This window comes from Paenibacillus sp. P4_E11 (assembly GCF_056401635.1).
Genome location: NZ_JBFUIX010000081.1, coordinates 13772 through 27528, shown reverse-complemented (window position 1 = coordinate 27528; position 13757 = coordinate 13772). Strand labels below are relative to the sequence as shown.

Here is a 13757-nt window from a genome sequence, read left to right as displayed (position 1 = left end):
ACATCGGTTCCTTGCTTCTGCCGGTCGGTACACTGGCTTCCTTGCTGTGGATGGGAATCTTGAGGCAGCACAAGGTTAAGATCAGTTGGAAAGATTACGTGAAGATTACGATTATTGTGATTCCGCCAACCCTTCTGTTCACATTGACCTGCTTGGCTTTCTGGGTAAATTGGATTTATTAAGCAGTAGACTAGTAATCTGTGTGGAGCGAAGCAGAGAGTGAAGGAGGTTATCCATGTCGATATTGAAAAACTATCTAGATAAAGAAATAATGTTCGAATTATCGGGTTGTGGGAAACGTGATGCTTTGTTGATCGAAGTCGGTCAGGAAGTGATTGTCTTATATGATAACAATAAATACATGTATGTCCCCTTGACCCATATTCAATCGGTTCAGGAAACGATTAAAAAATCAAATTTTGCGAGCTCACGCGCTTCCGCTGAGAAGACGGGCAAGCTTACATTGGATTACGTGCTGCAAAAAGCGATTGGCTTATATGTCGAGGTCCGTCTTGATAAATCGCTCCTGCTGCAAGGGACAATTACACAGTTGTGTACGGACTATTTCCAGTTCCAGTCGTTGATTCACGGTAAGCTAAGTATTCCCTACGCCCATTGGAAGTGGATCAGCCCGCTGGACGGCGAACATTTGAGCTTGTTGCCCCCATCCACGGTGTCTGGGATGAAGACAGCAACACCCCCAATCCAGACGTTCGAGGAACTTCTGCATGCAGCTCGAGGCAAGTATGTTACGTTCGACTTAGGGATTAGCCCTGATAAGTGCGGGATCTTATCGAAAGTCCAATCGCCTGTTGTTGAACTAATAACAACGGATTCGACCAAGCTCGTTTATCCGATTGAACATATCAGGAGCTTGCTCGTGATAGCGCCGAAATAGCTCGAAGCAACAGACGAAGCAACCGGAAATCGTATGATTGAACGATTCCTTCCGGTTGCTTCGTTGTGATGTTGCGATATTTAATGCTATAAACTATTCTTCGCTGCATCAACAAGTTGATCGAACAATTCATCGTCTTCCTCAATCGCAGCCTCTACGGCTTCGATCTCTTCCTCGCTGCCCGGCTCGGCTAGAAAGTTCAAGGCATAGCTCCAGTCTTTGCCGCTCTTGCTCTGGAGTGTCAGCTCATAGGCCTTCGGATGTGATTCGACCTGGAATGCCACCCGTCCGAGATATCCGTCTGCCTTGCTGTGGGTCATTGTCGCTTCTGTGATCTTCACTTGCATGCTTATATCCTCCTCAATACATTAATTAATGGGGTTAAGTATTCCTCGATAGCATCAGACGTGATTGCTAGATTCGTCATTCCTTTCACATTGCAGAACGGTTCTCTATCACGGAAATAATCCGCATGACCTCCAATCAGAGGAAGGGCTCGAATGTTCGCAGGCGCGAAACGCTTCGGATTCCATATCGGCACGCCCCCTCTCCTCTCCCATCCGCCCCAAGAACCTAATCGTACAATCGGATCTGTTGTCCGTCCCTTGAGATTCACAGCATACATATAGGCGACAAGCGGTTCGAGCTGTGGACTTAGTGCGAACTTCGGTGACCCGATCTGCACGATACGCGAAACAGTGATCCCCTCAGCTTGTAGCAATTGGGTAGCTAGCGAGGCAGCGATTCCTCCGGCACTGTGACCGATCAGAATAAGCGGTCCTCCCGAGTATGTGTCACGTATGACAGCTGCACTCTCGCGCGCACGTAATGTTAGCTGCCGGCTGGAGACGCGTCGGATTAGATCTTGCCCGGCTTCATGTATCTGTCTCCATACAGGCCGACCCCAGTCCCCGTAGGGAAGCAGCATATGCGTGGTGGTCGCTATCCCCGCAGTCTGGAGACGGGACACCATCTCATCGCGTAAAGGGTTCATGAAGTTCGCTGAGGTTGCGACACCGGAGAGGAAATAAAGGTGAACGGTCAATACAAAATCCCCTTCTGCTTCAGCATACTTTGGAATTGCTGGGGCAGCGGAGCAGTGAACGTTCGCCCATCCGTCATGACGATCTTCCAGGCATGCAGCAACTGGTGATTCACACCTGCAACTGCCTTACCGCCATACTTGATGTCGCCTAACAACGAGTGCCCGATGCTCTGGAAGTGTGTCCGAATCTGGTGCGTTCGTCCGCTGATCAGTTCAATCTCAGCCAAGGAATATCCGTTCCCGTTGCCAAGCGAACGGTACTTAGTCACCGCTTCTTTCTCTCCTTCCTTCTCCTTGTTGTCTGCTGTAGGATCCACGACCTTTGTGACATTACTCTGCGTGTCCCGTAGAAGAGTCCCTGAAATCGTGGCACCACCGGATAATGTTCCTTCCACAATCGTCAGGTAATACTTCTCCATTTCACGCTTCTGAATCCATTGGTTGAGCTGATGCAGCATACCTGCTGTTTTGCCGATCAGGACAAGTCCGCTCGTATTCCGGTCCAATCGGTTCGCTGTAGCGGGCTGGAATAATGGGCTGTCCAGCTCGCCCCGCTTATACAAGTAGGCGTGGACTCTCGTGATCAGTGTATCTCGTTGCTCTGTCTGATCGGGATGGGTCAGCAGTCCAACCGGTTTGTTCACGACGAGCAGCTCGTCATCCTCATGAATGACCTCAATTTGTGTGTTGATCCCTGCATATTTGGTCTTCTTTTCTGGACCGCCGCTTCCTTGCTTGAACGCTTCCTCTTCCATATACAGAGTCAACTCGTCGCCCGAGACGATCTCATAGTCTTGCTTCTTGCGCTTGCCGTTCACCCGCACCTGACCTTGATCGATCATCTTGTACACTTGTCCGAGCGGGATGTTGGGCAGCAAACTTCTTATGTACCGATGAAGACGTTTACCGCCCTCCGAGTGAGTAACGGTTCTGGTAATCATATTTCATGCACTCCTGTTCGTCCTGCGGTTATCAAGGATGATCATACCTTACCGTTAGGTTGGATTCAAGGTGTATGCATATTATGGGCGAAACAGAAGATACTGTGAATTAAAAAAAGAAGGTGCCTGCGCTTATGTTCACTCGTATCTCGTTAAGTGCCGATTCACAGGAAGTGGCTGACCAGTTCTCGATTGATAAAGTGCTGCTGGGTTACTCCAAGGGGGATTTGCAAGCCAGTCAGCCCATCCCTGTCATGTTCGCCAACAAGGGTGAGAAGTGTCTGGATATGTATACTTGGGGAATCTTCCCGTTCTGGGCCAAAGATTCGATTAACGCCGCAAGTGAGACGATTCATGAGAAGCGAGGCTACAAGCGCAATTTCACCAAATGCCGCTGCGTCATTCCAAGCGACGGCTTTTATGGGGAGCTGCAGGACGGCAAGGTGAAGAAGACCGTTGAGTTCAAGCTTCCAGGTCAGAGGGTGTTCGGCATCGCCGGATTGTATGATGTATGGGACTTTCCCGATGGTACGGAATACCGGGCCTGCACCGTACTTACGACCTCTTCCAATCGGGTCGTCTCGAATTATTATGAGCGTATGCCAGCTATTCTCGACGAAACGGCAATCAGCCGATGGCTGGACCACCGGCTGACAGATAAGGATGACCTGTTGCCCCTTCTTCGAGCTTATGAAGCTGAACCGTTGAATGTATCGGTCTCAATCGCTCCGCGCGATTAACGATAGAACTCGTTTGACGACATGCTGGGTCGTGAATCCGTACTCCGGCAGGAGTATAGAGGCTGGAGCCGAGGCGCCGAATCGCTCAATCCCCATGACGGCTCCCTCATCCCCTACATATGGATGCCAGCCTTGCGGGGAACCCATCTCCACCGCCAGCCGCTTCTTCACATGCGGCAATAGAACGGCATCCTTGTACGTTTGCGGCTGCTTGTTGAATAGCTCCCAGCTCGGCATGCTGACTACGCGCACGCCAAGCCCCTGCTCGGCCAGCCGCTGCTGCGCGCCGAGCGCAAGCTGTACCTCCGACCCTGTGGCGATGATGATCGCCACAGGGTCGGACTCGTTCGGCGCGTCCGCCAGGACGTACGCGCCGCAGGGCACCCCTGGCGGAGCAAGCTCCGCTGTGCCAGGCAGCACCGGTAGCGGCTGCCTGGTCAGAACGAGCGCGCACGGGCCGGCGGTTTGCTCCATCGCGTATTTCCACGCATGGCTCGTTTCGTTCGCGTCCGCTGGACGGAGTACGGTCATACCAGGGATGCAGCGTAGCGCCGCCAGCTGCTCGACTGGCTCGTGGGTCGGGCCGTCCTCACCGACCGCGATGCTGTCGTGAGTGAACACGTAGACGACCGGCAACTTCATGATCGCAGCGAGTCGAACAGCTGGGCGCATATAATCGGAGAAGACGAAGAATGTCCCGCCATAAGCTCGTATTCCTCCGTGCAGTAGCAGCCCGTTCAAGGCCGCACCCATGCCGAATTCCCGTACACCGAAGAAAATGTTACGCCCGCTGTAATGTGACTTTGTGAGTTGATCGGAGCTGTGGATTCGCGTCTTGGTCGACGATTCCAGATCCGCAGAACCGCCGATCAACGTCGGAACACGCCGAGCTATAGCATTCAAGGCTCGTTCCGACGCGACTCGTGTGGCAAGAGGTTTTTCTTCCGGCTTGTATACCGGCAACTCGCTTCCCCATCCATCGGGTAGCAGACCGGAAGTCATCTGCGAGAACGATTCGGCTAATGCCGGATGAGCTGACTCATACGTAGCGAATAGCTCGTGCCACGCCTGTTCCACTGCAATCCCCTGCATGCGCAAAGCCGCGAAATGTTGTTCAACCTCTTGCGGAATATAGAAATTCGGCTCAGTCGGCCAGCCATATGCTTGTTTGGTCAGCAGCGTCTCTTCGCTGCCTAGCGGTACGCCGTGTGAACCGTGCTCACCTGCTTTGCCGCTCTTATTGGGGCTGCCGTACCCGATGGTGGTTTTGACCTCGATAAGTGAGGGACGTGGGTCTGCCTGCGCAGAATAGATTGCTTGGTCGATGGCTTCCAAGTCATTGCCGTCCTCCACTCGCTGGACGTGCCAGTTGTACGAATCGAATCGTTTCTGTACATTTTCAGAGAACGACAGCCCTAGATCGCCATCGAGTGAAATGTCGTTGGAATCGTAGAGGACGATTAATTTCCCCAGCCCCATATGCCCGGCCAGTGATGCCGCTTCCCCTGTGACTCCTTCCATCAGATCGCCATCTCCACACAAGACATATGTGTAATGATCGATAACTGGGAAGTCCACTCTGTTATACACGGCAGCAAGATGTGCTTCTGCAAGCGCCATCCCTATTGCCATCCCTATTCCCTGGCCGAGTGGACCTGTAGTGGCGTCTACGCCTGGCGTATGTCCATATTCCGGATGACCAGGGGTCAGGCTCCCCCATTGCCGGAAGTTCTTCAATTCATGCAACGGAACGTTATAACCGAACAGATGGAGCAAGCTATATAGCAGCATGGAGCCGTGTCCTGCGGACAATACGAAGCGATCCCGATTGATCCACTGCGGATTAGCCGGATTATGCCGCATGTGACGGCTCCATAAGGCATATGCCATCGGCGCCGCCCCCATCGGCATGCCGGGGTGTCCGGAATTGGCTTGATCGACCGCATCGATCGCCAGCGTCCGGATTGTAGTGACAGCTAACCGGTCCAGCTCGAACTTTTCTTGTCGCTCTTGAATAAGTGTCATGACAGCATCCTCCTCGAATACTAGCTTTTCATCTGCTTGTAATCGATTATAATGGGATGTATAGCTATACATGAAATCGATATTCCACATAATAGATATAGACAGGAGCTATATCATGATCGCTAATCTCGAGCTTTATCGGGTGTTCTACTGGACAGCCAAGGAATTGAATTTGTCACGGGCGGCAGAACGGCTGTTCATCACGCAACCCAGTGTGAGCCATGCCATTAAGCAATTGGAGAACGAGCTTGCCGTGACCTTGTTTCACCGTGGTGCAAGAGGGGTCCGATTATCAGAGGAGGGCGAGCTCTTGTTCGCCCAAGTCGAGCAAGCGTTTAATATGTTGGAATCCGGAGAGCGGCATATCGCAGAGTTGAACAATCTGATCCGTGGGGAACTTCGTTTAGGAGGCAGCGACTCTTTGTGCAAGCATTATTTACTCCCGGCACTCAGCCGATTTTGCAGCGATTATCCCCAAATCCGTCTGGATCTCGTTCACGGTACAACCCCTGAGATCGTTAGGCATGTGAAGGAAGGTCGCATCGACTTCGGTATCGTCCGACTTCCGCTAGATGAGCCATCCTTGTCGGTTATTGAGGCCATTCAGGTGCAAGATTGTTTCGTGACGGGTCCGCGTTACGCCGAGCTGACGAAGTCACCACTTCCGCTCGCGAGCCTAGTTCACTATCCCCTCATCTTGTTCTCGAAGAACAGCAGCTCCCGCCGATTCATTCAAGATGTAGCCGCCTCACTTGGTGTTGTGATCGAGCCGGAGATCGAGCTCGCTAGTGTTGATCTGCTCATTGCATTCGCCAAGGCAGGCTTTGGCATCTCGTTCGTCACTCGACAGTTCGTACAAGAGGAGTTGGATCGTGGTACACTTCTCGAAGTCAAGCTGACGGATGCTATTCCGCCGCGACGTATCGGCATCACCTACCAGACGAATAGACGCCTGTCACCCGCGACAAGCGTCTTTCTCAACCAATATTTGCAGTTGTCGATTCATTAGTTGACGGTGTGAGTCGGCAACAATAAGGTCCGGATGTCGGTTAGTCGAGATACCGTGCCTAGCAGATAAGGGTAGTCCGAATCCGGGATAGAATCTGCCTTTGGGTTCAACCAGATCGAACGGATTCCAAGCTTACCGGGGCCTTCTACATCGTTTTGCCAGGAATCCCCGACGAAGACGACATGTTCGGGAGCCGTCTGGAATACTTCCATCGCATTTGTATAGATTTCTGCTGTTGGTTTCTCCACGCCTACTTGTTCCGAAATGATCACCGCTTCATCAGAGAACAATCGTCCGATTCCCATCGCTGTAATCTTATCCATTTGCCAGCTGACTGTGCCGTTCGTTACGATTCCCAACGCATATACCGACGATAATTGCTCCAACAGTAACGTCACATCTGGATCGGCCTTCATATACGACTTGCTGATCGTTCGGTGCAGCTCATTGAACTCATCCGCGATAGTCTCTTCCATACGTTGTCCGAACCGCGCTAAAGCTTCCATTAACCGGAAGTTTCGAAACTGCCGTAGTGAAATACGCTGATTCAGATACTGTCGCTCGAAGTGGGTATTCTGTTCCCAGAACTGCTCGAATAGTCGGTCCGCAGCGATCTCACGGGTAGCCGAATGCTGGCGGAATGTCTCCATCAAGCTCGCTTCCCAATAATCGTCGAACCGGATCAACGTATCGTCTAGATCGAACAATATGACGCGTATGTCCTGCATTTCTTCTCCCCACTCTCGAACATCCAACAAATGACTGCTCCCTTGAATGTTACTCCAATTCGGCAATCAAGTACAAGGGGTCGCCTGCACGCACCGTCGGGGTTCCCTTCAACATGACGATGGTCCCAGCCCTTGATGCTCGAACTTGATCAAGCTCTATACCGTTCAACGAATAGATCGAGCCGATGTGCTGACCAGACGAGAGACGCTCCCCCAGTTGAACCTCTGAAATGAAAAACCCGTCATGTCCGGCCGTCTCCGAACCATCGAAGTTCCCATCTCCGTAAATACGTGTTATTGCTCGAGGTTGTGCATCGCCGGTCTGAGGATCAACAGCCATTATGCCCAAGTGTTGCATGAGACGAATAGATCCCTGGTAGTACAGCTCGCCATCTTCCCAGCGAATCCGCTTGCCGCCCCATGCTTCCGTGTACAGCCATGGTACGCCCAGGGCTAAGGCCGACGAGACGCTGCGTCCAGGTGCAATCTCGGCATGCGCCCAGAGCAGCTCAGCGCCGAATATCTCGGCTGCAGCCCGGCTGCGACGTCCAATCTCGGTCTGCTCGTTCTCGTAGTAGCCGACAAGTGTCGATACTGAATAATGTGTGCCTCCACTATGCAGATCGAGCAAAAAGTCGGCTTCGGCAATGAATTGGTTGTGCAGATAGTAGGCGATCCGCTCAGTCGGAGAGCCATCGGATTTGCCTGGAAACACACGTGCCATATTGATCCCATCCTCTGGCGAGGTGCGACTTTCCCCTGCGAAGGCAAGTGGATTCGCAAGCGGAAGCATGATCACGGTTCCAGCCAGCTGTTCGGGTTGAAGATCACGATATAGCTTGAGAACAGTCTCTACCCCTTCGAATTCATCGCCATGCACACTAGCGAGAATTAGCAATGTCTTCCCTTCACGCGCCCCATGTATGCGCAGGACCGGAAATTCCAGCATTGATTCGAGTCCGATATCTGTCTTCAATGTGAAGCTTTGTTTCGTGCCTCTTGGGCCGGATTTAAGATCAAAGTCAGCTAATTGTAAATGTTGTACCATGATGAAAGTTTCCTCCTTCGATTGTGAATCGTTAGATTCATACAATGCTGAGCGGCGGTATGTTCGACTCAAATCTGTGATGTGCCTTTATAATAGGTGCTCTCCCATTAACAGTGAGCGCCTCACCATGTCCTGGAAACAATTGCTCGACATCCAGATTAGCTAGTGTTGCGATAGTCGACCGATAGTCGATCATTGAGAAATCTGGTGTACGGAGAACGGCCAGCTTGCCGTCGTCTGCGAACACCGCGTCTGCGGCGAACAATGCTTGCAGTTCGGGGCAGTAGTAACAGAACATGTCGAAGCTGTGCCCCGGGGCTTGGACGGCTTGCAAAGTGAAGCCTCCCGTATGGATGATATCGCCAACTCTCAGTTGCTTATTTACCGGACACGCTTGCAGCCGATACCAGGCAGGATACGTACCACTACGTCTCGCCTCTACCAGTGATGTTCGGATTTCGTCACCGGTCTCTACCATCTCTGCTGTCCTCTCCGGGGCGATAACAGCCACGTTCAAATGCTCCTTCCAGTAGGCAGAACCACCGGAGTGATCGGCATGTGCATGTGTCAGAAGCAGCTTGGTCACTTTATTTCGAGGAATTCCGTCCTCGTCCAGTCTCTTCAACAGCAGCTCGGGTTCAATACCGGAACCTGCATCGATCAAGATAACTTCCTCACCGCTATCGAATGCATACACGTTACAATCGTAGTCACTGCTGATCCCGTAACCGAGGCTCCCCCCGCCGATTACGTACACATGGTCCGTCAGTTTCATTCACCGTTACCTAACGGGAGAAGTCGAACTGGTTTCCCAGTTGCAGCAGATTCGCATATCGCGGAGGCAACCTGTACGGCCTTCCAAGCATCGGCCGGACGCAGAATCGTTGAATGTTGACCGGTTCTCACACAGTCGATAAAATGCTCCAGCTCCATCGCGAGCGGTCCGCCTATCTTGCCATGCACCTCAAATCCGTTCAGGAAGGAGGAGCTTTCAGTCGACGCCCCTCCGATCCAGTCCAAGCCATTTTCCGGATCTCTGACGATGATGCTGCCTTCGTCACCCGTGATTTCCATACGCACGTCCATGAATGCTGAAGCTCCGCTCGGCAGCAACCAATTGTTCTCCAATATACCGACACCTCCGTTGCGGAAAGTCAGCATCGACCAGATCATATCTTCTGTTGTGTGGCCTGAGGAAGTGCGTCTTGCATACACTTCAACTACTTCATCTTCCATGATCCAATGCATCATATCGATATCGTGAATACCAAGAATGAATACGGGTGAAATGCGATTGTAGATCGAGAAGAAAGCCTTTCCATTGTTGCGCTTGGCATAGATCGACCGAATCTTCCCAGTCTGCCCTTGCTTCACACGCTCCTTGGCTGCTGCGAAGCGAGCGTCGAATCGCAATACATGACCAGTCATAAGTATTTTGCCATGCTCTTCCGAGGCGAGCAGCAGCTTCTCCGCCTCTTCCGGCGTTGAAGCGAGCGGCTTCTCAACGAATACGTGTGCTCCAGCCTTCATGGCGTATAGTACGGGATCGACATGCAGATGCTCGGGTGTCAATACATCGACGGCGTCCAATGTCTCAAGGTCGATCATCTCTTTCCAGTCCGTGTAGCAGGTAACACCGGGAAACAACGCCAGGAACGCTGAGAACGTATCCGGGTTGCGATCGCATATTGCGACTACCTCCACATGATCGAGTTGTGCCCATATACGGGCATGCGCGAGTGCGAATCTGCCTAGACCAATGATTCCTATGCGTACAGTACTCATTACTAACACCCTCTCCTCATTCGAGTATCGTAAAATTAGACGTCCAATTCATCTGCATCCAGCATGGGAACTACTTTGTGTGAGACCATATCCATGAGCCGCTTGCCGTCCTTGAAGCCAACGCCGCTAATGATGCAGACAGCTCGCTCGTGAGGTAACCCGCCCTGCTCCCGGCTTGCCCGGATGAGGCCAGCCAATGATGCAGCAGCAGCAGGTTCGCAGAATATTCCTTCTTCTTCTGCCAGCATGGCCTGAGCCTGCCATATTTCCGGATCTTCCACCGATATAGCTGAACCGTCTCCCCTAGCCATAATAGCCAATGCGGTTGTTCCATCAGGCGGGTTTGGTACTTGCAGTCCGGATATTTGCGATGTTGAGGCTCCTGGTGCTGGAAGTCGGTCTCCATTGCGGTAAGCTCTGACAATATTCGAGCATCCTTCCGATTGGACGGCGACGATTTGCGGTTTGCTCTTAATAGCACCGAGCTCATAGAGTTCATGAAAACCTTTCCAGGTACCTACATACAATCCAGCGCCACCTGCAGGAGCATATATACTCGTCGGAAGCTCAGCAAGCTGCTCAGCAAGCTCGAACGAGATCGTCTTTACACCTTCCATCGCATACGGGTTGTACTGAAACGCGGTTACCGTCACTTCCCAGTCATGCTCCTTAGCCGCTTCGAAGATGCGTCTGAATACGCGGTCCCCGACCTCCGGATATGTGCCGAACCCTTTTACCTTACGTACCAAGGCATTGTGGGCCAACACTTGAGCGAGCTTGGCCTCCGCCATATGCTCCAGCACGAAGAGATGATAGGGGATACCGGCAACGGCAGCATAGGCAGCTACCGCTGCACCTGCATTACCAGAAGTGGTCCCAATGCATGCCTTTCGTCCGTTGGCTAGCGCCCAGGACACTCCGATCGCAGCAATACGGTCTTTGTATGAACCAGTAGGATTACCACCCTCCAACTTGAAGTACAGCTCTCCGATATTGAGCTTCTGTGCAATTCTACGGCTCTTGACCAGCGGTGTAGAACCCTCCCCAAGATAGAGCTTGTGTGAATCCTCTATCGGCGGGAGTAAGCGACTATACTTCCACATTCCTTGCTGCGACTCATCTTTAATTGGACCCGACTTCACATCGTACAGAAGCATCAAGCTGCCGCCGCATGAAGGACAACTATAATGGCCGTTTTCCGCTACATTCGCTACTATTTTCTCACACAAACTGCATTGTGCATCCATCATTTCACCCTCCCCATGTATAGTATGGTCTGACCATAATGAACAAGAGAAATTGTGCTCTTCTCCCTATTCATCGCTTGCTTAAATATTGTTTAATTGGATTCAAATGCAATTCCATTTCTCTTCTTGCTTGCTGTACATCCTTCTCCCGAATGAACTGTACGATGAGTTGATGTTCTTGGAGCGACTGCTTCCGATCCTCCGGCTTGCCGAAATGCTGTTCTCTTATGCTAGTGAAGAAGTCAGTTAATATTTCGCTAAGCTCATAAAACGTCTCATTGCCAGTTGCCTTGAATAACGCCCGATGAAATTGCAAATCTTGCTCAACCGGAACCTGACCTTGTTGGATCGCGATGTCCATCTCACGATTCCACACTTCCATCTGTTCGATCAATTCCAGATCGTAATTCGCAATAGCCATCTCAACGGCCCCTAACTCCAGAACGCTACGTGTTGCGAACAGCTCACGCATTTTCTGTGGGTCCTTCTTCCAACGGAAAGAAACTTGGTCGAGCATCGGCTTAAGTGACAGACTGTCTACATAGATGCCATCACCGGTCTTGATACGGATCATGCCGATCATCTCAAGCGACTTCAACGCCTCACGTACGACCGTCCGACTAACCCCCAACGAATCGATCAATTGTTTCTCGGATGGCAGCTTGTCACCCGCCTTCAGGTTATGTTCGAGAATGTAGCCTCGGATTCGTTCGCTCACAACAGAAGATAAATTTACTTTTTCCGGTATTTCCATAACTAAACTCCCTCTACGCGCTGGTATGACCATAATACGCTTATTCTTAACTATAGGATGTTTCAACAATCCTTGTCAACGTTAATTTATTGACTTTGGACATGGAATGGAATACGATTTGATGGTCAGACCAATGTTGTTATAATAGGAGCTTGTGAATCTAATGAAACCGATTGAGAAAGCAGAACGATACACCCTCAGCAAACTGGTAGTCGATAACTTGAAACAATATATTGTTGATTATAACATTCAACCGGGTGAAAAGCTGCCAGCCGAACGGAAGTTGTCACAGGATATGAAGGTTAGTCGGGCGATCCTGCGAGAAGCGTTGCGTTCCCTGGAGAGCTCCGGGATTCTGGAGCTGCGCCATGGTGAAGGCGCCTTTATCTCCTCACATAGCTTAAATCCCCTGCTCGAGCAAATGGCGTTCGCGGCGAACCGCAGTGCTTCGAACAGTCAGGAGCTGTTGCATATACGCTATATGTTGGAAGCCTCCTCGATTGATGAGCTGTTGCTGCGCAAGGTGGAGTTGCCGTTCGAGGAGTTGAAGCAGCTATCTTCGCAAGCCGTAAGTGTGATTCGAGGTACTGTCGATGTCGCCGTAGTAGAAGCGGATGTCCAATTCCATCTCACTCTCATACGCGCCTTGCACAATGATTCCTTGTCCCAGCTGGCTGAGTTGTTCATTCGTCAAGCTGCCGGAGCAGTTAGGCTTGCATTAGACCCAGTGCAACTCTCACAATTTTATGAGCAGTTCATGCAAGCATTGAAGTTAGCGGATGCCGACAAGGCCAAGGCAATTCTAAGACAACATCTGGACCTACCGATTCATTCGCAGTCATTCCGATAATCACGCAGCATGATTTGGAACCGATGAAAAGGTCTTGTTAATATTTTAATGTTCCTTATTATTTTGATTTGCTTTTTGGGATCATGCTCACAATGATCCAAACGATTAATATTTTCATCTATGTTTTCCCGAAGTGTTAGGATAAATCCGATCTCAATGTGTGTTTGCGCTAACTCTTGCAGATCAGCAGCCAGCGCTTCACTAAGATTCCGAATATCCTTAAGGTATAATGACTTATTTACGAAAAAATACGCTGGAGTGAAATCCTCACGATAATCTTGTCCAGGTACTTGACTCCAAAAATCTTTCCATTCCTTTAAGAGTCCTGTTTCATACAACAAGTACTTTAGAAACCCGCATAGCCAAGCTGTACAACTTGTATTACGTTGTTGACATCCAATTCCATTGGCAAGGTACCGGCAACCATTACAGCAGGAGCCTCCATTGGAGATACATATCTTACAAATGTAATCCGATCCGATATCATACAGCGCATTAACGCCAATCTTGATGACGGAATGCCTGCTCATTTCTTTTATTTGCAAATCCGATTCGTCAAAGGAACGTGAATTGGGGTCGGATTGATCAGTAGCTATAAAGTCTGGCATTCGCCATCGACTCCTTATCACTAAATTGTATATATAATCAAATATTCAAAAATTTGAATGTACTGGGTATTATACTTTA

General features: G+C 50.7%; 16 protein-coding genes. 5 read left to right on the top strand and 11 right to left on the bottom strand.

Annotated features, from left to right (window positions below):
- On the top strand, positions 1 to 182 hold a 182-nt coding region (locus tag AC1DWB_RS24565), incomplete at its 5' end, for an ArsB/NhaD family transporter (RefSeq protein ID WP_477543728.1).
- Between the two features lie 53 nt (positions 183 to 235).
- Positions 236 to 898 (top strand): hypothetical protein, encoded by a 663-nt coding sequence (locus tag AC1DWB_RS24560; RefSeq protein WP_477543727.1) that lies wholly within the window; start codon positions 236 to 238, stop codon positions 896 to 898.
- Between the two features lie 86 nt (positions 899 to 984).
- On the opposite strand, the gene AC1DWB_RS24555 is transcribed toward AC1DWB_RS24560, so the two are convergent.
- Genes AC1DWB_RS24555 through AC1DWB_RS24545 form a run of 3 tightly spaced genes read right to left on the bottom strand, consistent with a single transcriptional unit; the run spans position 985 to position 2884 of the window.
- On the bottom strand, positions 985 to 1245 hold the full coding sequence (locus AC1DWB_RS24555) for a hypothetical protein (protein WP_477543726.1): 261 nt from the start codon (positions 1243 to 1245) through the stop codon (positions 985 to 987).
- Positions 1246 to 1247: 2 nt separating this feature from the next.
- Complete coding sequence (locus AC1DWB_RS24550; RefSeq protein ID WP_477543725.1) at positions 1248 to 1943, bottom strand: thioesterase domain-containing protein; 696 nt, start codon at positions 1941 to 1943, stop codon at positions 1248 to 1250.
- A complete protein-coding gene (locus AC1DWB_RS24545; protein ID WP_477543724.1) occupies positions 1940 to 2884 on the bottom strand; it encodes an RluA family pseudouridine synthase in 945 nt (314 codons plus the stop codon). Before AC1DWB_RS24545 ends, AC1DWB_RS24550 begins: the two co-directional genes overlap by 4 nt.
- Positions 2885 to 3018: 134 nt before the next feature.
- Between AC1DWB_RS24545 and AC1DWB_RS24540 the strand changes: the two genes are divergently transcribed.
- Complete coding sequence (locus tag AC1DWB_RS24540) at positions 3019 to 3624, top strand: SOS response-associated peptidase (protein ID WP_477543723.1); 606 nt, start codon at positions 3019 to 3021, stop codon at positions 3622 to 3624.
- Here AC1DWB_RS24540 and tkt read toward each other — a convergent pair.
- Positions 3604 to 5649 carry a transketolase gene (tkt, locus tag AC1DWB_RS24535; RefSeq protein ID WP_477543722.1) on the bottom strand — a complete coding sequence of 682 codons (2046 nt, stop codon included), beginning with the start codon at positions 5647 to 5649 and terminating at the stop codon, positions 3604 to 3606. The genes AC1DWB_RS24540 and tkt overlap by 21 nt on opposite strands.
- A 115-nt stretch (positions 5650 to 5764) precedes the next feature.
- Here tkt and AC1DWB_RS24530 point away from each other — a divergent pair, with 115 nt between their 5' ends.
- Entirely contained in the window at positions 5765 to 6658 is an 894-nt protein-coding gene (locus AC1DWB_RS24530; RefSeq protein ID WP_477543721.1) for a LysR family transcriptional regulator, read from the top strand.
- Here AC1DWB_RS24530 and AC1DWB_RS24525 read toward each other — a convergent pair.
- From AC1DWB_RS24525 to AC1DWB_RS24500, 6 genes are all read right to left on the bottom strand, one after another.
- Positions 6655 to 7416 carry an HAD family hydrolase gene (locus tag AC1DWB_RS24525; RefSeq protein WP_477543720.1) on the bottom strand — a complete coding sequence of 254 codons (762 nt, stop codon included), beginning with the start codon at positions 7414 to 7416 and terminating at the stop codon, positions 6655 to 6657. The two genes, AC1DWB_RS24530 and AC1DWB_RS24525, sit on opposite strands and share 4 nt — an antisense overlap.
- Positions 7417 to 7435: 19 nt before the next feature.
- Complete coding sequence (locus AC1DWB_RS24520; RefSeq protein ID WP_477543719.1) at positions 7436 to 8434, bottom strand: succinylglutamate desuccinylase/aspartoacylase family protein; 999 nt, start codon at positions 8432 to 8434, stop codon at positions 7436 to 7438.
- Positions 8435 to 8471: 37 nt separating this feature from the next.
- Entirely contained in the window at positions 8472 to 9209 is a 738-nt protein-coding gene (locus AC1DWB_RS24515) for an MBL fold metallo-hydrolase (protein WP_477543718.1), read from the bottom strand.
- Positions 9206 to 10219, bottom strand: coding sequence for a Gfo/Idh/MocA family protein (locus AC1DWB_RS24510; protein ID WP_477543717.1), 1014 nt, complete (start codon positions 10217 to 10219; stop codon positions 9206 to 9208). Before AC1DWB_RS24510 ends, AC1DWB_RS24515 begins: the two co-directional genes overlap by 4 nt.
- Before the next feature lie 35 nt (positions 10220 to 10254).
- A complete protein-coding gene (locus AC1DWB_RS24505) occupies positions 10255 to 11469 on the bottom strand; it encodes a threonine synthase (RefSeq protein ID WP_477543716.1) in 1215 nt (404 codons plus the stop codon).
- A gap of 67 nt (positions 11470 to 11536) precedes the next feature.
- Entirely contained in the window at positions 11537 to 12220 is a 684-nt protein-coding gene (locus AC1DWB_RS24500) for a FadR/GntR family transcriptional regulator (protein ID WP_477543715.1), read from the bottom strand.
- Positions 12221 to 12383: 163 nt separating this feature from the next.
- On the opposite strand from AC1DWB_RS24500, the gene AC1DWB_RS24495 reads away from it, so the two are divergent.
- Positions 12384 to 13070 (top strand): FadR/GntR family transcriptional regulator, encoded by a 687-nt coding sequence (locus AC1DWB_RS24495; RefSeq protein ID WP_477543714.1) that lies wholly within the window; start codon positions 12384 to 12386, stop codon positions 13068 to 13070.
- On the opposite strand, the gene AC1DWB_RS24490 is transcribed toward AC1DWB_RS24495, so the two are convergent.
- Positions 13049 to 13678, bottom strand: coding sequence for a hypothetical protein (locus AC1DWB_RS24490; RefSeq protein ID WP_477543713.1), 630 nt, complete (start codon positions 13676 to 13678; stop codon positions 13049 to 13051). The two genes, AC1DWB_RS24495 and AC1DWB_RS24490, sit on opposite strands and share 22 nt — an antisense overlap.
- Positions 13679 to 13757: the final 79 nt, after the last annotated feature.

Coding starts and splice junctions, on each gene's coding strand:
- AC1DWB_RS24505 (WP_477543716.1), bottom strand. CDS start 11,469: ATGATGGATGCACAATGCAGTTTGTGTGAGAAAATAGTAGCGAATGTA.
- AC1DWB_RS24560 (WP_477543727.1), top strand. CDS start 236: ATGTCGATATTGAAAAACTATCTAGATAAAGAAATAATGTTCGAATTA.
- AC1DWB_RS24555 (WP_477543726.1), bottom strand. CDS start 1,245: ATGCAAGTGAAGATCACAGAAGCGACAATGACCCACAGCAAGGCAGAC.
- AC1DWB_RS24510 (WP_477543717.1), bottom strand. CDS start 10,219: ATGAGTACTGTACGCATAGGAATCATTGGTCTAGGCAGATTCGCACTC.
- AC1DWB_RS24520 (WP_477543719.1), bottom strand. CDS start 8,434: ATGGTACAACATTTACAATTAGCTGACTTTGATCTTAAATCCGGCCCA.
- AC1DWB_RS24530 (WP_477543721.1), top strand. CDS start 5,765: ATGATCGCTAATCTCGAGCTTTATCGGGTGTTCTACTGGACAGCCAAG.
- AC1DWB_RS24545 (WP_477543724.1), bottom strand. CDS start 2,884: ATGATTACCAGAACCGTTACTCACTCGGAGGGCGGTAAACGTCTTCAT.
- AC1DWB_RS24540 (WP_477543723.1), top strand. CDS start 3,019: ATGTTCACTCGTATCTCGTTAAGTGCCGATTCACAGGAAGTGGCTGAC.
- AC1DWB_RS24495 (WP_477543714.1), top strand. CDS start 12,384: ATGAAACCGATTGAGAAAGCAGAACGATACACCCTCAGCAAACTGGTA.
- AC1DWB_RS24515 (WP_477543718.1), bottom strand. CDS start 9,209: ATGAAACTGACGGACCATGTGTACGTAATCGGCGGGGGGAGCCTCGGT.
- AC1DWB_RS24500 (WP_477543715.1), bottom strand. CDS start 12,220: ATGGAAATACCGGAAAAAGTAAATTTATCTTCTGTTGTGAGCGAACGA.
- AC1DWB_RS24490 (WP_477543713.1), bottom strand. CDS start 13,678: ATGCCAGACTTTATAGCTACTGATCAATCCGACCCCAATTCACGTTCC.
- tkt (WP_477543722.1), bottom strand. CDS start 5,649: ATGACACTTATTCAAGAGCGACAAGAAAAGTTCGAGCTGGACCGGTTA.